Origin of the sequence: Burkholderia sp. USMB20, assembly GCF_000949135.2 — a bacterium.
Taxonomy (GTDB): Bacteria; Pseudomonadota; Gammaproteobacteria; order Burkholderiales; family Burkholderiaceae; genus Burkholderia.
This window is the reverse complement of sequence record NZ_JTAN02000014.1, coordinates 102,254-119,025: the sequence shown is the minus strand read 5'-3', so window position 1 is coordinate 119,025 and position 16,772 is coordinate 102,254. Positions and strand designations below refer to the sequence as shown.

General features: G+C 63.0%; 22 protein-coding genes and 1 tRNA gene. 8 read left to right on the top strand and 15 right to left on the bottom strand.

The annotated features are described in order from the left end of the window. Positions 1-3: 3 nt before the first annotated feature. From PL79_RS18895 to PL79_RS18875, 5 genes are all read right to left on the bottom strand, one after another. The gene (locus PL79_RS18895; protein ID WP_235879285.1) at positions 4-1,755 is read right to left on the bottom strand and encodes a terminase large subunit; all 1,752 of its coding nucleotides are present in this window, start codon (positions 1,753-1,755) and stop codon (positions 4-6) included. After that, positions 1,752-2,288: a terminase small subunit gene (locus PL79_RS18890; protein ID WP_044843791.1), complete on the bottom strand. Its 537-nt coding sequence runs from the start codon at positions 2,286-2,288 to the stop codon at positions 1,752-1,754. The genes PL79_RS18895 and PL79_RS18890 overlap by 4 nt, the downstream gene beginning before the upstream one ends. A 224-nt stretch (positions 2,289-2,512) precedes the next feature. After that, positions 2,513-2,908 (bottom strand): HNH endonuclease, encoded by a 396-nt coding sequence (locus PL79_RS18885; protein WP_044843706.1) that lies wholly within the window; start codon positions 2,906-2,908, stop codon positions 2,513-2,515. Further along, positions 2,880-3,125 (bottom strand): hypothetical protein, encoded by a 246-nt coding sequence (locus PL79_RS18880; protein ID WP_135801093.1) that lies wholly within the window; start codon positions 3,123-3,125, stop codon positions 2,880-2,882. Before PL79_RS18880 ends, PL79_RS18885 begins: the two co-directional genes overlap by 29 nt. After that, positions 3,122-3,376 (bottom strand): hypothetical protein, encoded by a 255-nt coding sequence (locus tag PL79_RS18875; protein WP_135801092.1) that lies wholly within the window; start codon positions 3,374-3,376, stop codon positions 3,122-3,124. Before PL79_RS18875 ends, PL79_RS18880 begins: the two co-directional genes overlap by 4 nt. 448 nt (positions 3,377-3,824) lie before the next feature. On the opposite strand from PL79_RS18875, the gene PL79_RS18870 reads away from it, so the two are divergent. Then, positions 3,825-4,028: a hypothetical protein gene (locus PL79_RS18870; RefSeq protein WP_135801091.1), complete on the top strand. Its 204-nt coding sequence runs from the start codon at positions 3,825-3,827 to the stop codon at positions 4,026-4,028. Between the two features lie 288 nt (positions 4,029-4,316). Here PL79_RS18870 and PL79_RS18865 read toward each other — a convergent pair whose 3' ends face one another. The 7 genes from PL79_RS18865 to PL79_RS36175 form a co-directional block, all read right to left on the bottom strand. Continuing rightward, positions 4,317-4,808: a hypothetical protein gene (locus PL79_RS18865; RefSeq protein ID WP_044843709.1), complete on the bottom strand. Its 492-nt coding sequence runs from the start codon at positions 4,806-4,808 to the stop codon at positions 4,317-4,319. Positions 4,809-4,890: 82 nt separating this feature from the next. After that, entirely contained in the window at positions 4,891-5,412 is a 522-nt protein-coding gene (locus PL79_RS18860; protein ID WP_052664604.1) for a DUF1364 family protein, read from the bottom strand. A 143-nt stretch (positions 5,413-5,555) separates the two neighbouring features. After that, positions 5,556-6,284 carry a hypothetical protein gene (locus tag PL79_RS18855; RefSeq protein WP_044843710.1) on the bottom strand — a complete coding sequence of 243 codons (729 nt, stop codon included), beginning with the start codon at positions 6,282-6,284 and terminating at the stop codon, positions 5,556-5,558. A 9-nt stretch (positions 6,285-6,293) separates the two neighbouring features. After that, on the bottom strand, positions 6,294-6,875 hold the full coding sequence (locus tag PL79_RS18850; protein ID WP_082088443.1) for a DUF1064 domain-containing protein: 582 nt from the start codon (positions 6,873-6,875) through the stop codon (positions 6,294-6,296). 309 nt (positions 6,876-7,184) lie between these two features. Then, on the bottom strand, positions 7,185-7,916 hold the full coding sequence (locus PL79_RS18845; RefSeq protein ID WP_044843711.1) for a hypothetical protein: 732 nt from the start codon (positions 7,914-7,916) through the stop codon (positions 7,185-7,187). Then, complete coding sequence (locus tag PL79_RS18840) at positions 7,916-8,776, bottom strand: hypothetical protein (RefSeq protein WP_135801089.1); 861 nt, start codon at positions 8,774-8,776, stop codon at positions 7,916-7,918. The genes PL79_RS18845 and PL79_RS18840 overlap by 1 nt, the downstream gene beginning before the upstream one ends. Continuing rightward, a complete protein-coding gene (locus tag PL79_RS36175) occupies positions 8,776-9,048 on the bottom strand; it encodes a hypothetical protein (RefSeq protein WP_052664607.1) in 273 nt (90 codons plus the stop codon). The genes PL79_RS18840 and PL79_RS36175 overlap by 1 nt, the downstream gene beginning before the upstream one ends. Before the next feature lie 71 nt (positions 9,049-9,119). On the opposite strand from PL79_RS36175, the gene PL79_RS36170 reads away from it, so the two are divergent. The 6 genes from PL79_RS36170 to PL79_RS18805 all read left to right on the top strand — a co-directional run bounded on the left by PL79_RS36170 (position 9,120) and on the right by PL79_RS18805 (position 12,930). Then, positions 9,120-9,596 carry a hypothetical protein gene (locus PL79_RS36170; protein WP_193759856.1) on the top strand — a complete coding sequence of 159 codons (477 nt, stop codon included), beginning with the start codon at positions 9,120-9,122 and terminating at the stop codon, positions 9,594-9,596. Between the two features lie 470 nt (positions 9,597-10,066). Continuing rightward, positions 10,067-10,258 (top strand): hypothetical protein, encoded by a 192-nt coding sequence (locus PL79_RS18825; RefSeq protein ID WP_044843714.1) that lies wholly within the window; start codon positions 10,067-10,069, stop codon positions 10,256-10,258. A 51-nt stretch (positions 10,259-10,309) separates the two neighbouring features. Further along, a complete protein-coding gene (locus PL79_RS18820) occupies positions 10,310-10,654 on the top strand; it encodes a hypothetical protein (RefSeq protein WP_135801088.1) in 345 nt (114 codons plus the stop codon). Beyond that, positions 10,651-10,878 carry a hypothetical protein gene (locus tag PL79_RS18815; protein ID WP_207671173.1) on the top strand — a complete coding sequence of 76 codons (228 nt, stop codon included), beginning with the start codon at positions 10,651-10,653 and terminating at the stop codon, positions 10,876-10,878. The genes PL79_RS18820 and PL79_RS18815 overlap by 4 nt, the downstream gene beginning before the upstream one ends. Before the next feature lie 34 nt (positions 10,879-10,912). Continuing rightward, positions 10,913-11,989, top strand: coding sequence for a hypothetical protein (locus PL79_RS18810; protein ID WP_044843715.1), 1,077 nt, complete (start codon positions 10,913-10,915; stop codon positions 11,987-11,989). 170 nt (positions 11,990-12,159) lie between these two features. Further along, entirely contained in the window at positions 12,160-12,930 is a 771-nt protein-coding gene (locus PL79_RS18805) for a hypothetical protein (RefSeq protein ID WP_082088444.1), read from the top strand. 203 nt (positions 12,931-13,133) lie between these two features. Here the strand turns inward: PL79_RS18805 and PL79_RS18795 are convergent, their stop codons facing one another. Together PL79_RS18795 and PL79_RS18790 are read right to left on the bottom strand one after the other, a co-directional pair. After that, positions 13,134-14,204 carry a tyrosine-type recombinase/integrase gene (locus tag PL79_RS18795; protein WP_044843717.1) on the bottom strand — a complete coding sequence of 357 codons (1,071 nt, stop codon included), beginning with the start codon at positions 14,202-14,204 and terminating at the stop codon, positions 13,134-13,136. Positions 14,205-14,358: 154 nt separating this feature from the next. Then, a tRNA-Leu gene (locus PL79_RS18790) sits at positions 14,359-14,445 on the bottom strand. A 244-nt stretch (positions 14,446-14,689) separates the two neighbouring features. Here PL79_RS18790 and hpnD point away from each other — a divergent pair. Next, entirely contained in the window at positions 14,690-15,523 is an 834-nt protein-coding gene (gene hpnD, locus PL79_RS18785; RefSeq protein WP_044843718.1) for a presqualene diphosphate synthase HpnD, read from the top strand. Positions 15,524-15,547: 24 nt separating this feature from the next. Here the strand turns inward: hpnD and PL79_RS18780 are convergent, their stop codons facing one another. Further along, positions 15,548-16,768 carry a DUF1501 domain-containing protein gene (locus PL79_RS18780; RefSeq protein ID WP_044843719.1) on the bottom strand — a complete coding sequence of 407 codons (1,221 nt, stop codon included), beginning with the start codon at positions 16,766-16,768 and terminating at the stop codon, positions 15,548-15,550. Between the last annotated feature and the right edge of the window lie 4 nt (positions 16,769-16,772).

The window sequence follows — 16,772 nt, the reverse complement described above, 5'->3', positions numbered from 1 at the left end:
GTTTTACCTCCATCCAAGGCGACGGACGCCCCGCGTCTCGTACACCGATTTCATCTTCGCTTCAGGGTTCAACATCATCAGCGAGACCGCGTTGAACAGCGCCATAAGGGCGTCAATCTTGGCCGAGCCTGACGCCTGTTTGGTCACGTTGAAGGCATTGCCGACCGGCACGACCCGGGCGTTCCCGACGCACCACGCCATCAGGCGCGAACCGTCGTGCATAAGCGAGCCTTCGACCGGATCCTCACCTTCCGCCGCTACGTTGCCGCATGCGAAGCTGATGCGATCCTGCGTTACCCGAATCGCGCCGCTCAGTTTCCATCCCTGCGAGACCGCGCAAATCTGTTCCTCAGGAATCTTCGCCACGGCCAGCGCGTCGAGAATCGCCCCGACACCGGCCGGGTCAAGACCCACCTTGTCCAACAGGTTCGCATCATAGACACGCTTCACGATATCCACGACTTCGCCAATCTGAGCGCCCGGTCGCTTAATCATCGTTAGGTCTCCGTCCTTCTCGAAATCGCGCAGCACTGTCACGATTTCCTTCCGGCGTTCGAGCACCGACGGCGCGGCCCATGCGTGGCACCACGCGAGCCAATCGCGCGTACCCTTGATGCGGCCGACCAGAGACAGCCCGAGCAGGTCGTCTAGGCCGCCGCCGTCGATCCCAACAGAAATCACTTCGCAGACTTCAATCAGTTCGTCCACGGACAGGGCGCGGGCGCATGCGCTGCCCTCCCAATAGTCGGCACCGATCCAGCGATCGGAACGCAGGGCAAGGCCGATTTCCACGTTCGCATGCTTCGCGAGAAAGCCACGGAACGATTCTTCGCCCTCTTCCTTCGCCTTCCGATACTCCCGCTCCAGAAAGCTCTGGTCGACGCTGTACCCGAAATTCGGGTTCACCATCGCCAGATTCTCGACTTCAAGGTGAGCCTTCGACTTCACGAGGTCGACCGGGTGCTCGTAGATCACGGGGACGAATTGCGGGTCATTCACCAGCCCGTCGCGCACATCGCGCGCATATCGCAGCTTCTTCGCGAACACGCCGGCCGGCGGTTCGTTGGACATGGTTGTGAGGTAGATGACGAAGCCTTCCGTGCGCGACGCCAGCCCGCCCGTGGCTTCCCGTAGCATGTCTTCGGCGGCCGCCATCTTGCCGAACAGCCATAGCTCGTCAACGAGCGTGCCGACCGATTTCTTGCCCGACACTGTGTTGGCGTCAGCGGCCACTACCTTGAGCGTTGCCCCGCTCACTAGGTGCGTGATCGTCTTCAGGTGCGTTTGCACCTGAAAGATCGGCTCTAGCTCCGGCTCGTGCTTCACCATGTCGCGCGACGGCGCGAAGCTGTTGCCCGCGACTTCGATCGTCGGCGCCAGGATCACGAATTCAGCCGACTGGCGTTGGTTCACGAGCATGGCCGTCATCATGATCCCGGCGGCCAGCGTCGATTTACTGTTCTTCTTCGGCAGGCACACGAACCATTCGGTAATCAGGCGTCGGTTATTCGCCCGGTCGTATGCGCCAAAGATCGACGCCACGAGGTCGAACACCCATTCCGCGCTGGCCTCACCGAACGTAGGCGAACCCGGCGCGTCAACGATCTTCAGTTCCTTGAAAATCGACAGCGCGTACTCTGCCTCTTCGGGAAAGATCGGCGGCGGAATGATCGTCCGGCCTTCCTTCAGGCGCTGGCCCCAATCGACGCACGAGGTCGTCCATTCGAGCACTGTCGCTTGTTGCTCCGGGGTCAAACCTTTCGCCCTCCAGTTGCCGCCAGTCGCGGCGCTGGCGGTGCGCCCCCGAACTTCGACGCCGCCGCTTTCGCCGCTTCGTCACGGGCATCCTTCTTCCCGCCCTCACCCTTCTTCGCATGCACGTAGGGCATCAGCACAGACGCAGCCTGCACGCGTAGCTTCTGTTCTGTCTCCGCGTCGTTCATGGTCGCCAGCAGAAAATCGCGCGGGTCTTTGAACGTCAGCAGCGAATCGAGATTGAATCCTGCTGCCGCAGCAGCATTCGCCGCCCGAGTCGCAGCAGCAGCAGCCCTCTTAGCCGCGTCCTTCGCCTTCGCCGCCTCCGGGGTATCAGGGACATCACCCGGGGTCACCTTCGCCTCCCCCCGTCGCTTGGCGAGGTACCTTTTAACATCGGGGTCTTTAACAAGGCGAGACCCCGACTGAGCAGCCGTTTTAGCGCTGTAGCCAGCCGCCAAAGCCGCATCCTTATTGGACTTTCCGGCGATAACGGCATCGGCAAACAGGCGCTTTTTCGCTGTTAACGCCATTAACAAATCCTCAAAAGGGGTAAAAAATCCCCGCGTGCGGGAGCGGTCGGTCTTCGCGGTTTTTCCCCGAAAACTTTCGATACCCCCGCCCCCAAGCATCGCCCGCGATCGCAATCCATTGATTTCATTGGGTTTTTATGGATATGCGCGGTCGCGCGTGCGCGTGTTCACGGCCTGTTAAGGTGCGGTTTAAGGCCCGTCGACCGACCCTGCACGGCACCGCGCTATCGGTATCCGGCAGCGCGCTCGGCCTGCGCCTTCTCTCCGTCGTGATGCGGTTTGCACAGGGTCTGAACGTTTCGCGGGTCGAGCCGCAGGCGATCGTTGCCCTGGTGCGGAACGATGTGATCGCCAATGGTGCCGATCGGCTCGACAAGGCCGCGCTCTGCACAGGTAAGGATCACGTCGGCAGGCGACAGACCCGCCATGTCGTAGTCGCGAAGGCAGAACACGCAGTGGGGATGCGCCAGCAGGTGAGCAGCACGCAGGCGGCGCCAGTCAGCGCCGTAGCCTCGTGCCGCTGCTGTCGTCCGTGTGCCACGCCACGAGCCGCCCGTGATCGTCTGCACACGGGACGGCGCGGCCTTCAGCTTAGACGGGAGCGTCTTGAGTCGACCCATTGCTCACCTCTTCGTCGCACCGATCATCGAGCAGACGCCAATCGAGCGCCGGGTAGCACAGAGAACCGTTGTGCTCTGCACCGATGCGGATATCCGTTCCATACGTGTGGCCGTCGTGTCTAATGAGCAGCAGCCCGGTCAGAGGCTGGCCATGCGTCAAGGTTTCGCCATCGACACGGACGAGCACGGCCGGGGCGTTGGCAGGACGGGTGCTCATGCCGCCCCCTTCAGCTTGCTTGCGCGGCGGATCGCAACCTCGATCTGTGCGCGGATGCGCTTGAGCGAGGCTTCAGCCTCTGCCGTATCGAGCGCGAGCGAAATCGTGTGGGCAGTCGGCGCGGCCGCGTGCGGGATGCGGCCCGCCGGGTAGATATTGGCGCACTCGCAGACCGGGTTCACCAGCGCACGCATGGCCGCACGGATACGAGCCGAAGCCCCGAGCACTACCACCTTGAGTCCATTACCCATCGCATTACCCTTCGGAAACGACAAAACCCCGCACAGCCTTCGCCGCACGGGGTTTCGTCTTGTGTTATGTGGCGAGCCGAAAGTTTAGATTGCCTAATCTCCCTCCTTTTGTCGGTCAATCACGCCGCGTTGTAGCTGGCCATGGTCTGTGCAAGGCTGCACTAGACCAAACAGACAGCGTCGTATCGTGTGACTCAGTTCGGCCACAAGCGGTCCATCGCAATCGTCTTGAGAAACGTCTCCTGATATGCGGACAGTCGACATTCCTGGTGACACGCATTCGATGCATACTGCCAACATGGGTTTCATAGAGACGGAATCGAGCTGGCGGCGGCACATTTGCACTTCAGGCTCTCTGTCCGCGATAGTATCCACGCGTGAGGACGGGACCCGCTTTCACGACTGTATGGCCGGACTGACCGGTCGAAATCTACAGGAGAATCCGATCATGGACGAGTCCCGGGTCAAAGCGCTTGCCACCATCGAGCAGGCAATTGTCGATATCGAAACGCAGATGACGTCTCAGATGTGGCGAATCGACCAGTTGGCGGCGTCGCAGTCTACGGCAAAGGCAGTCCTCCAATCGATGCGCAACTTGCTCGGCGACTTATACGCGCAGCGCAGCTCGATAATCGACAGTAACCCGGAATAGTCCGGGGCATGAACGAGGCCTGGATTGTCTGCTGTTGAGTTCGGTCTTGACGTTCGTACACGTGGAACCGAAGACTGAACCGGGTCGATCACGGCCCTTGATGAAGTGACGGCGAAGCAATTCAGACCTGATCTGACGGTGACTGACAGATCAGGTCTTGACTCACGTACATGATCTCGTCATGGCTCTTCGCCCGATAGTGCAGATTCGACCCGATACGTCCACTTCAGCCATCTGGCTAGGATGTTTCCCTCGTGTTTTGGGACACCCGGACGCCCGACTACGCGCTCACCGCGCCGCCGATCCGGCCTTCGCCAGCGTCAGCGCGCGATCCACGATTTCCCTCACCTGATCCGCGCCGAACGTCGCCCGGTGATCCGCGAGCGCCGCGTATTCTCCGACCAGCATCGACCATTCACGGTGAGCCGTTACCCGCGTGCGCCTGTCGTATTCCCGCGCCGCCTCTGCCATCCGGGGATCAACGAGCACATACTCACCGGACTCCATGAAGGCGGCCAGCGCCCGGGGGTTGTCCTTGACCCGGCATTCCGTCCACGCGTACTCGTCAAACTTCAGCGTCCCTTTCTTCGCGAACCAGTCCCGCAGGTTGGTCGGGATGTACGCGAACGCGAGCACATAGTCCGTCTGCCACTCCCCGTTATGCACAGCCCGCTTGATCCCGTGAGCCGTCGTCTCGATCTGCACGTCGACCGGCCCGTGACCCATCCGACCCGGCACCCGATCATGCGGCACCTGCACCAACAATCGCACCGGCTTCATCGCGGCCCCCCCTCGATCACCATCAATCCGACGGCCATCGCGACCGCCACCCCCACGACCATCATCAGCGTTTCGAACCCGGTCATACGGTCGCCCCTCCGTGCTCCATCAGCCCGAGCGCGTGATCGCGTACCGGCTGCCATGCCCTGTATCCCGCGTCCCACCGCCGACGCTTCTGCTCCCGCGTATCCTGCATTCCCTGATCCAGCCGCGAGTGGCAGGAAAAGCACGCCGGGATCGTCCGCTCGTCCGGTGCCTTCATCCCCATCCCCTTGCCCTGATTCTCGTGAGCGGGAACTACCGTATCGCCTTCAACGCCGTTCGCCATGCAACCGGGCCACCGTAGATAGCACTGGTTCCGCCGACACGCCGCCAGATACCGGGCGTCGTGCTCCGACTCACGGGCGCGCGGCTTCTTCCCGTGATTGATTCGCCTCTCACGTTTAAACGGCTTGTCCACGATGATTTCGCCGTGCTCGTCCACGTTGCCCGGGTTGAACACGCGAACGCCGCCGCGCACGTCGTCCGCATTCACGTCGCGATACACGCCGTGCGGGTCTTGATGGCCGATGTAGTGAGCATCACCGGCTTCATCCACGAACACGTCGCGCGGTGCGTGACAGGCAGCGCGTGCGCGCGATCCGAACCCCCTGTACACCTTCCCTTCTCTTCGCCGGAAACCAGAGCCGGGAGAAAGCCCCTTCCGAGGCTTCACCACCCTGACCGGCTTTGGGTCTGGGCGGAACGTCATGCACCACCCTCCCGACTCTTCGCACGCCCCTGCGCGCCGCCCCATCGCCGCATCCATTGCGAGCGGCATTTGCGCCTTGCCGCTACTGCTCGACCCTGCGCCGGCTCGCGCCCGACGCGCACCATCGCATTCATGCAGCCCGCCGTGACCGGGCAACCGTAGGGCCAGCGATCCAGCACTTCCTGATCGTCTTGCCCCGGCTCGGGCCAGTCGTCGTGTCGCACGTTGCGGCCCTGACCCACCTTGTAGATTTTCCGGTTCCCCTCTGCTCGGCACACGTGGATTTCTTGCCAATCCCCCTCTTCCGACAGCAGCCGCAACGCATGGTTGGCGATCGACCGACCGACCCCGAGATCGGCGCGCACCTGGAGAGACGTGCGTTCTTTCCCGTCCTCCATCAGTTCGATGATCCGATCCGCGACGGTTGGCGTGTAGCCCTCTGCAACACCCCGGCGCACCGGCCGTCCGGGCGCGTATACGTAGATTTTTTCGTGATTCGGGCCATTCACCCCCGTGACAGCCAACGTCACCTCCCGGTTCATTACTGCCATGCGGCGCATTGCCTCGCGGATCGCGCGCTCCTTGAACTCCGGGAGCGTCGCCGCCACCTGCCGCACCGTGCGCGCAACCCCGTCGAGCATCAGCGATCCCACCGCACTCTCAACGTCCACGCCGCCCGTATTGCCCTGCGCTGCCTCGTTTTTGCTCAAATCATTGGTCATCATTCTTCGCCCTCAAACCTCTACAATTTCAAGGCCGCACGCGGCCATAAGATGCTTTTTCAGGCTGTAGACGGGCGTTTTCATGCCCTTCACATCCTCGATTACCTGCCTGCCACCCTTGACGTACACAAAGTCGGCCACGTAGTACCGCGCCGCCCTGCGCCGCCCGCCGATCACGACTGCGGGGGCAATCTCGAACCGCACCTGCATTCGCAAATTGGCGATCAACCCGGCCGACCGCAGGCGCTTAAGGTCGTAGTACCGACTGCGTTCCCGCTCGCTGTCGAATTTCAGGCCGTCCGCCTCACACTTCCTGTTCCCGTACTTCGGTCGTCCTGCGATGGGCGGCGGATCGAGGTTGTCCGCAACGTCATCGAACCCGGCCGGGTATGGCTGGCTCCCGTTCCGTTGCGCGATCAACCGCTGTGCCGTCGAAAGCTGTGAGCGAATCCGCGCCGTCCCGATGTGCGTTGCGCCTTCCGGCACATCCACCTCCCAGCCCGCCTGACGCCCCGCCTTGGCCTTCCTGCTACTGCCTACTGCCTGCGACAACGCTGCACGCGCTGCCGCCAACCTCACCACCGCTTCCTCCATCCATCCTCCGAATGGGCCTGCGACTCGCTTTCCGGCCCGCTGCTGACCCTGCGACACCCTCCCTACGCCTTCCTTGCCCTGACTGCCCCGGCGGCTTACGCAGCCTTTGGCGAGAATCGCGGCGGATTCATCCGGCATTCCCTCCCGCCCACCACGAAAACCCATTCGGGTAGATGCGCGCAGTTCCGATACCCGAGCCGATACATGCGGGTGTATCCGGGCCGCTCCGTTGCGGGCTTACATCCTCTGCACAGATTCGGAGTGCTTACCTCTTGGTAAGCGTGTTTCTCCCGTGTTCCTCGCATCCCCTTACCCTCCGGTCATCGACAGCCCCAATGCGTCGTGAGCGATGCGCAGCTTGTTCAAATCATGGCTTCCGGGCCGCTCGCGCTCTTCGCGCACGATCCGTTCAGCCCATCCCCTGCCTCCTCCCTTCGACTTGTTCAGCGGGGCCGCTTGCCGCGCCACCGCATCCATGTTCGCCCGCGCTGTCTCGCGGTCTGTTTCGTTTCTGCCCGGTGCGGATAGCGCGTCGATCCTGCTCGGCACCGGAAGCACTGCACCCTGCTGCACGTAGGACAGCGCCGCCTTGAACCTCGGCAGTAGCTGCGCGTGCGTCTGCTGGAGCATGTCCCACTCGCCAATCCGCGCCGCCGCCCAATAAATCGCCGGATTGGACCAAACGTCTTTTCCGTGCTGTCTGCGCCGCATCTGCTCAATCGCCTCGTGCAGCATCGAGTCCATATCCTGCCCCGGCCTGCACGCGTCCAGAAACTCACCCCACCCCGGCGGATATCTCATCCGCTCACAACCCCGGATGCCGCGCCGCAGGTCTGCCGGCGTCAGCTTGGCCTCAATGATTCGCTGGCCCCATGCGCGGCGCATGTTTGCGATCCCCGCGTCCTCGCCGTCGACCATCAGGCCACTTTCGTACTTCGCGACAAACGGCCTACCGTGCAGCCCGAGCAATTCAGCGAAAACGTAGTCCATCGCCGCATCTACACGCGCCTGCTGTTCGGCGCTTACCGCTACCTCATTCATCAGCCGCCCCCATCAATCCATCGCGCCTCGCCGTCGATCACGTTGCCGTCGTGCTGGCCCCGCGCCGCCTCGCCGTACCCCGCCTGACCCGGCATCCCTCGCGGGAACATCGCCGCCATGCTTCCGGCTCGCTGGTCGTCGCGCCTCGTCGGCTTTGCCTGCTGCCCTTCGCCGCGCCTGTACCAATCAGCCTTGAACCCCTGCCACGACGACGCCGCCGCGTATGCAACTGCCGCCTCCGCAGTGATCCCAGCCTTTGCCGACTCGCTCACGACCGATTCCCACACCGTAAGCGTTACCTCTTTGCCCTTCCGAGCCGTCATCCAGTCCGCCGCAATCTGCGGATCAACCCCCTGAGCAACCAGAAAGGCGATGCTCTGTTCACGCTTCGAAACCCGCTTCTCAGACGCAGGCGGCTTGCCCGCCTTACTTCCATCCTTGCTTCTATTCAATCCTTGCTTAACATCAGTACTTACTAGTGTCGGATTGGCCGGATACGGTCCAGCCGTATCCGGCGCAGCCGTATCCGGCAAATCCGTACACGGTGGAAACGGCGTTTCGGATACGAGGTAGTCATACCCTGCGAGCCGTCCGGCACTACCACGCGCTCGGGTCCGCTGCACGTATCGAGCTTGAATCAGTTCGTCCAAGATGCCGTAGATGCCGTCTCGCCCTGTGCGCTTCCGCGCCGTCTTTGTATGGTTGACAAGCGCCTCGACGTTCACCTTCCAATGATCTGGCTTGCCGAGCAAGAAGACCAAAAGCCCCACTGCCTCCCACGACAGATTGGAACCCTCGCTGATCCGCTTATCCAGCGTGTAAAAGTTACTTTCGGGTCTTGCCGCCCGAATGATTGCCATCAAGCCACCCCGCTAATTCCAGGCAGTTCCGGGTTATCGCTGCGCCGCTTGGCCCACTCGAGAATCTGCGCGACGTTGATTTTTTCGTTCAACGAGCATGCGTTCACCGCGCCGCCGGACTCCAACTCGATCGCAATCGCAAGGCCGATACCGAAGCGCTGCTTCGTGCTGATCGACTTGCGAATGTTGCCGAGAGTCGTTCCGGCACGCCTCGCGAAGTCCCGCTGGCCGTCCGGGGTCTTGGTCTTGAGATATTTCCTGAGTGCTTCCATACGTTCTCCTTCAAAATCGGGTGCGCCAGCTCGTGCGTGTCATCTGGGCAAGAAATACTGTCGGTTCGCCCATGCCCGAAACATACACCATTTGGTTTATTGCAACAACACCATTGTGTTTATTTCACCATTTGGTTTCAGGTGTTCTAATGAGAGCCATGAACGACGATCTACTGACCCATGCGCAGGTCACCGAATTGCGCCGCGAAGCACTTAACCGGCTGATCGAAACTCACGGTCAAGCCGAAGTTGCGCGCCGGATGAAACGGCTGCCTCAGCAGATAAATGACATGGCTAAGTCCAAGTCATTCGGGGAGAAGGTGGCGCTTGAATTTGAGCGCGCATGGCGGGATAACTCCGGAGGGGAGTTGATAGACCTTGTTGCACCAAGGCCGCGCGGTGGTGCATGCCTTGGTCCAGTCGGCTGGGATAGCCTAGGCGAAATTGATCGCGCGAGAGTTGAGGCGTTTATTAGCGGGCTGCTTGCTCGCGCGCCGACTCTGCCCTCTTCAACGCGTCAAGACGAAGATCGGCCAGCAGGCGACTGAATGCCATATTCGCTTGGGCTATTGGCTCAAGCGACGCATCCTTGAACGTGAATTCTTGAGTCACAACAGGACGCCGCCCGCGCGCAGTCAGTCCGAAGGCCGGGCGCTCAAGCGTCACATCCCACCTGCCATCCACCCTCAACCGTTCGACCAAGACAACGCCCCCAACAAGAGCGGGGTTGGTGGACGCAACAACCCTCGCAATATCACCGGCGCGGCAGCGTAGGCGCCTCTCCCCGCAGCTATTCTTTTCTTTCATCTACCTTTCCGTAGTCAAAACACTGTACATCCATACAGCAGTCTATCTATAGACCCGTTTCCTTACAACACCGTATGGAGTGCATCCCGTCAGATTTTGCCCATAGGGATTACTCTAAAAGCGAGGAAATACACCAAATGGTGTTGACAGACTATACACCACTTGGTTTATAGTTCGAGGACTGACAACGCATCCCGCCGGGAAACGACACATGGACGCAGGCGACCTCAAATTTGGCGACAAGGTGTGGTACGCAGGCGTCGCAGCAGTCGTGCAGCGCATCGCGAAGAACGGCGCCTATGTATCGTTCGACGGCCGCGGGCTGCGTGCAGGCGAGCACATCATCCGCCGCGTCAGCGCCCTCGATCTGTCGCATCGCGGCGAACACGTCAACGCCGCCTGACGATCGCTCTCACTGCCCACGGCAGGCCGGCAAGGACGAATAGGAGTACATATGGATACAAACCGAATCGCAGAATACGCGAAGGGCTGGAACGCCGCGCAACTGAATCGCGCACTTCCACCAACCGGCGAACTGATTGGCGCAATCGGCTATCGCGACGCAAAGAGCACCCGCCAGCGTCGAGCCAAAGCGAAGGCAATCCCCCAGCGCGCCGAAGGCTGGCGCTTCGCAGGCAAAGCGGGCCGGTTCCACGTGTGGTTTCCGGGCCGGGGCGATGACTACCTTGTGACCGACGGCGAGCAAGGTGAGGTCACGGTTTCGTCGCCAATCTTTGGCATCGCCTACGCCTGCGCCGCTCGCATGGACGACGACAGCAGGAAGCGCGTCGAGCAATGAGCGCCACCACAACACGAAGGGGAACGACGATGGCACGGATCAAGGCTGAAGAGGTTTGCGTGGGCGACAAGATCGTGCGCCCCGGCGATGCGATTTACGAAGTCGTGGCGCTCGAATGGTTCACGGCTACGGTGCATCTGCACTGCGTCGATCGCCGCGTGGCCAAGCTCGACCGGCACGAAACGTTTTCGTTCAACCGCGACGAACTCGTGCGCGTCGCCTGACCAACCGCGCCCGCTACTGCGGACAACACCAACCATGAACAATCGAATCGTTTCCGCAGCCCTCGCCCTGATCGCCACCGCGACGGCAGTCTGCCTTTCCGCCATCGCGGGCATGCAGCGCGGCGGCCTGGAAAGCGAGCGCGCCCCGTTGATCGCTGTGGGCGTCGTGCTCGTCGTCGCCGCCCACCTGATCCCGGCATTGATGCGCGGCAAGCCTGCATCCGTGCGCGTGATCGGCTTCGTGATCTGGGCGGGCGCTATGGCTGCGACCTGCTACGGCCACGCAACGTTTTTCCTGTTCGCGTCGATTCATGCGGGCGACCTGCGCGCCAGTAACGTAACCGCGTCCGTTACTCCGGGCGTTACTGCGTCACGCGACTTCGTGACTATCGCCCATGACCGCGCCACCGCAGAGGGAAAGCTGGCGCAAGCGAAGGCCGAACGCTGCTATCGAACCTGCCCGGAGTTGCAGGCGAAGCGAGCAAGGCTAGCGGGCGAGTTACACGCGCTCGATGTTGAGCGCGACATGGCCGAACGTGAGTTATCCGCACGCGACCGCGTGAGCGTCGAGCGCAAGGCAGCAGCGCGCGATCCAATGACGGATGCCCTTGGAATCCCCCCGCTGTTGGTCGGCATGCTGTTCGCCGCCGTTCTCGAAGGCGTCGCATGCCTGTGCTGGACGATCGCCCTTGCCCCGGCCGGCGTGACTGCCGCCGTTACTCCCGTGACCGAGCGTTCCGCAAAGAGTCACGACGCCAAGCCGCCGCGCGATGGGTATGCGACAGGGGGAATCGTGACCGCGAATCAGGTTCGCGTGCTGACAGAATTGGCGCGCGAGCACGTAGCCCCGAACTCGATGGCCGAGCGCGTCAATCGAAGCGCGCTCAACAAGGCGAACCCGAAGCGCGATTTGCCGGTTGCCGCAGTCGCCCGAGCCAATGCCGACGCGAGCACATCGAGCGACCCAGCGCCACCGGATGACGACATAGACCGAGCACGCGCCGCCGTCGAGGCGAACGAACTCCGCCCGACCGTCATTGCGATCCGCCAGTTTCTCCGCTGCTCACAAACCCGCGCCTCCGAAATCGCGCGACTGCTGAAGGACGTTTAAACAGTGCATTCCACGAATCCTCGGACCCTCGCGGATTTCCGCGACAAGACACAACGCATGCAGGTCTACAACCTCAAGCGGCCCCGATGCCCCGCATGCGAGAAACAGACCACCACCCGCGACCTGCAAATGTTCGGCCGCTGCTACAAATGCCATACAAAGGGAAAAGCATGAGCCTCCAAAAACTCCGCGATCTGATTGCAAACGACGGCTACGCGATCACCTTTCAAAGCATGGCCGCATACCGAAATGCGCTGCTCGCCGCATTCCCTGTCGCGCACCCCGCAGCAGCGACAGCCGACGAGCGCAGCACTATCGCATGCCAAGTTCATAGCGGAGCTGATTGCATCGAGTGCGGCGGCACTGGCGTTTGGCTCGTGCCGGCCGACGCGCAGCCGCGAGTCCAGCGCGACACCGACAAGCGAATCGGCCTGCTGTTCGAATCCAAGGAAGCTGCTGACCACTGGAAAGCGCGCGCGGCAGCATCGCCCGCTGCGGCGGCAGCGACGACCAGCATCGCGACGGAAGCGCTCAAAGCGCTGATGCGCGCTTGCGATGCCCGAGAACTGCCTTTCCTTCGCACGCCGGCTGAAATGCTGGCCAGTATCGTCAAGTGGGAATTGGACGAGCAACCCGCACAGGCCGACACACCATGCAAATGCCGCAACCTCGGAGACTTGGACGGCACACATCACCCTCTTTGCGATGCTGCCCTCCCGAAGTCCGCCGCACCGGCGACGGAACAGGCGACGATCCCGGAACCGACGGACGATGTTCTGTGCGCTTGCGGATGGGAAACATGGAATAGCCTCGGAAGCTATGTAGATCGCGGCACAGCCACCGCTCGCTACCGAACCATCGCGGCATTCGTACTCGAAGGCATCAGCAGTCCGGCACCGCTCGCGCAGCATGACGCATTGCAAACGCGAGGGGCACAATGATAGAAGCGGGCGAAGTCTTGAACCTCGCGCGGCGCGCAGTGCAACTTTATGCAGAGACGCACCCGCGACCGGCTCACGTCACGATCCAACAAGCCGCCGAAATGATGGGGTTGAGCCGCCACACCGTGAGCAAGATGGTCGTCGTAGGGACGCTCAGACTCAACAAATGCGGACGCATCCCCATCAGTCAGGTTGATGCCGCACTACAGGGCGGCTAACCGAGCGGCAATATCAGCAGCGGATTCGCGGTAATACGTCCGCTGCAATATCTTCAGGTCGGCATGGCCGCTTACCCGCGCCAACGTCATCACATCGACCTTTCGCGAAAGCCGCGTCAACGCTTCTGCGCGGCTATCGTGAAAATGCACTGTGGCAATTGACGGGTACACAGCGGCCAACCGCTCCCGCGCCTTTCGGAAAAGAGCGTCGAGGCTTTGACTAGAGATTGCAAAGCACCGCTCCTTATCCGCCACAACGCGCAGCAGCCTCACTGCTTGCCGGGTTAACGGCACCTCACGCGGCCGGCCCGTCAAATGCTGCGTCTTGTGCGGCACGCGTGCGACGCGCTTGTCGAGGTCGAGCGTGCCTTTCCCGAGCGCCAATATCTCGCCCGCGCGCATAGCCGACCGCAGCGCGATCAAAAACGCAAGCGCCGTTTCCTGCTGCAACGAGTGCGGTGGAACGCCTGTGCGATAGCCCAATTGCCTACAAAGCAACTTCACCTCAAGCGGCGAAACGCGCCGGTCACGAGGCGGTGCGTCGGCGGGTAGTCGGAACCCCTCGAACGGGTTGGCATCCATCCACCGCCATTCCTTGCGCGCAACCGAGAATGCGTTTCTCAGCCAGCTAATATCACGCAGGACTGACGCTACACCCACGGCCGGAACCTGCTTCCCATCACTCCCCACGAATCCCCGCAATCGCGCATCACGCCATTCCGCCAGATCGGGGGTCGTGACGTCGGCTAGTGTCTTGTCGGCCAGGGTCGGGAAGTTGCGGAGGAAAGCACGCAGCCGCATCGACTCCGGGCGCGCACCGCGTTTCGCCGGGATTATCTCCGCGTCGTACCGCTCCAACATGGCGCGCAAAGTGTAGCGTTCGGCCGGCCGTTGTGCGGCCTGCTTCCGCAATTCATGCTCGCGCGCCGCCGCCCATGCCTTGGCTTCGCGCTGCGTTCGAAAGGTCTGTGAATCGCGAACCGGTTTGCTGGCGGGATCGGGCTTAACCGAAATCTGCGCCCGCCAACCGTCCTTGTAGGGAGTAATGGAAGCCATCTTGGGGAGTGCCGTGGGGAGTTTTTGCGTACTCGATCCCCCAATTATCACCCAAGAGCGTTGATTTGTGCTGTACGTCTGTACAGTGATGGGGGCGCTAACCCCTTGATTTACCGTGGATCGACATATGGTGTCGAATCACGTTTAAAGCCGTTGGTGCGTGAGGCCGGACTCGAACCGGCACACCCTTGCGGGCGTCAGGACCTAAACCTGGTGCGTCTACCAATTTCGCCACTCACGCGCATTCCTGTCGCCTGACCGCGCGGCACGCAAGAAGCGTGCTCCACGCGCCCGGGCGTCATGCCGGCCCGAAAACCCGAAAACCGGCACGCCCGATCAGGCGAGCGCGAGATTCTACCCGATCTGCGCAGCATTGTCTCGCCCCGCCGGCGCCCGTCGGACAGCGGTGCTAGAATGCCGCGCTCGACGTGCCGGCCACGCGCCGGCACGCGCCCCCCGAACCCGCCTCCGCCACGACCCCACCCGTGAACTTCGACGACTACTGTCAGCAAAAGGCCGCCCCCGCGGGCTCCAGCGTCTACTACGCGCTGCGCCAGGCGCCGCTCGCCGCCGAACCGCGCCTGACGGCCCTGTTCGCGCTGCGCCGCGAACTCGAGGAAACCGTCAAGGAAACCAGCGATCCGACCGTCGGACACACGAAACTCGCGTGGTGGCACAAGGAACTCGCGGCGCTCGCCGCCGGCGAACCGTCGCACCCGGTCACGAAGGCGCTCGCGCAGCACCACCCGGCGATCGGCGCAGAAACCGACGCGCTGCGCACGCTCGTCAACGGTTACGGAATGGATCTGGAACAGGCGCGTTACCTGGATTTCGCGAACCTGCAGCGCTACATCGCGCAGGTCGGCGGCACCTTCGCGTCGCTGGTCGCGCGCGCGAGCGCCGCGAATCCGGCCGAACCGCAACCGTGGGCCGCGCAGGCCGGCCACGCGCTGATGCTCGCGCAATTCGTGCAGGAACTCGGCAACGATGCGCGCCACGGCCGCATCTATCTGCCGATCGACGAACTGCAACGCTACAACGTGACCGCCGCCGACCTGCTGAATCGCCGCTACAGCCCGGCCTTCACCGAGCTGCTGCAGTTTCAGACGGCCCGCGCGCGCGAAGCGCTCACCGCCGCCGACGCGGCGATCCCCGCGTCCGAACGCCGCGCGCAACGCACGCTGCGTGCGCAGATCGCACTGGCCGGCGCGCTGCTCGACGAAATCGAGCGCGACGGCTACCAGGTGCTGCACCAGCGTATCGCGCTGACGCCGATCCGCAACCTGTGGATCGCGTGGCGCGCCGCACGCCGCCGCTGATCCGCCCCGTCACGCACGACCGCCTCACACCTTCAGCAGCGGCAGCGTCTCGAAGCGCTGCTGCAGCACGTGCGTCGCATCGAGCCCCCACCACGGCCCGAGCACGGTCGCATAGAGCTGGCGGAAATCGACCGCGACCGGCAGGTTGCCGCTGCCGTCGAGATGCCCGAGTGCCGGCGCCGCGCCGTACAGCCCGCCGGCCACGCGGCCGCCCATCACGAAATGCGGCGCGGCGGTACCGTGATCGGTGCCGTTGCTCTGGTTCTCGCGCACGCGCCGCCCGAATTCCGCATACGTCATCACGAGCGTCTGGTTCCAGCGCCCGAGCTCGACCAGCGCGCCGCGCATCGCACTCATCCCTTCCGCGAACTGCCTGAGCAGCGCCGCCTGCTGCCCCGGCTGGTTCTGGTGCGTATCGAAACCGTTGAGCGTGAGCCGCAGCACCGCGACGCCGTCCTGCGCGCCAGGCCCCGACGCCTCGCATGCCGCGAGCACCTGCATCGCGGTCTTCACCGAGGTCCCGAACGTACCGGCCGGAAAGGCCGTCCTGAACTCGCGCATCCCGCCGCGCGGGCGCAGCCGGTCGGCCGCCTTCACGATGTCGTTCTCGACCTCGATGATGTGCGCGAGCGCCGGGTTCCGTTCGCGCAGCGACGACGGTTCGGCCAACCGCGCCGCGCGGATGAACTGCGCGGGATTGACGAGCGCGATCGCGCGCGCGCCGTTCGCGAGCGGTCCCATCTCCGCACTGCCGAGCACGACGCCGTCCGCCGCGAAGCCGGGCGGCACCGGCGCCTGCGCGAACGTGCGCGTGAGCCAGCCTTCGTGCAGGTACTGGTCCGAGCGCGACGCGGTGTCCCAGATCTCGATCGAGCGGAAATGCGACAGGTTCGGCTGCGGATAACCGACGCCCTGCACGATCGCGACCTGTCCGTCGCGCCACAGCGGCATCAACGGCGCGAGCGACGGGTGCAGCCCCGTCTGCGCGTCGAGCTGCAGCACCTGGTCGCGCTTGATGCCGATGCTGCGGCGGAACTGGTAGTAGAGCGGATCCGCATACGGCACCACCGTGTTGAGGCCGTCGTTGCCGCCCTTCAGCTCGACGAGGATCAGCACGTTCGCGTAACCGGCCGCCGGCTGGCGCCCGGCCGCGACCATCGATGCCGCCTGCGCGGGCGGCTGCCACAACGACACGCCCGCCGCGGCCGCGGCGCCGGTCAGCGTCAGAAAATCACGTCGGTTCATCGTG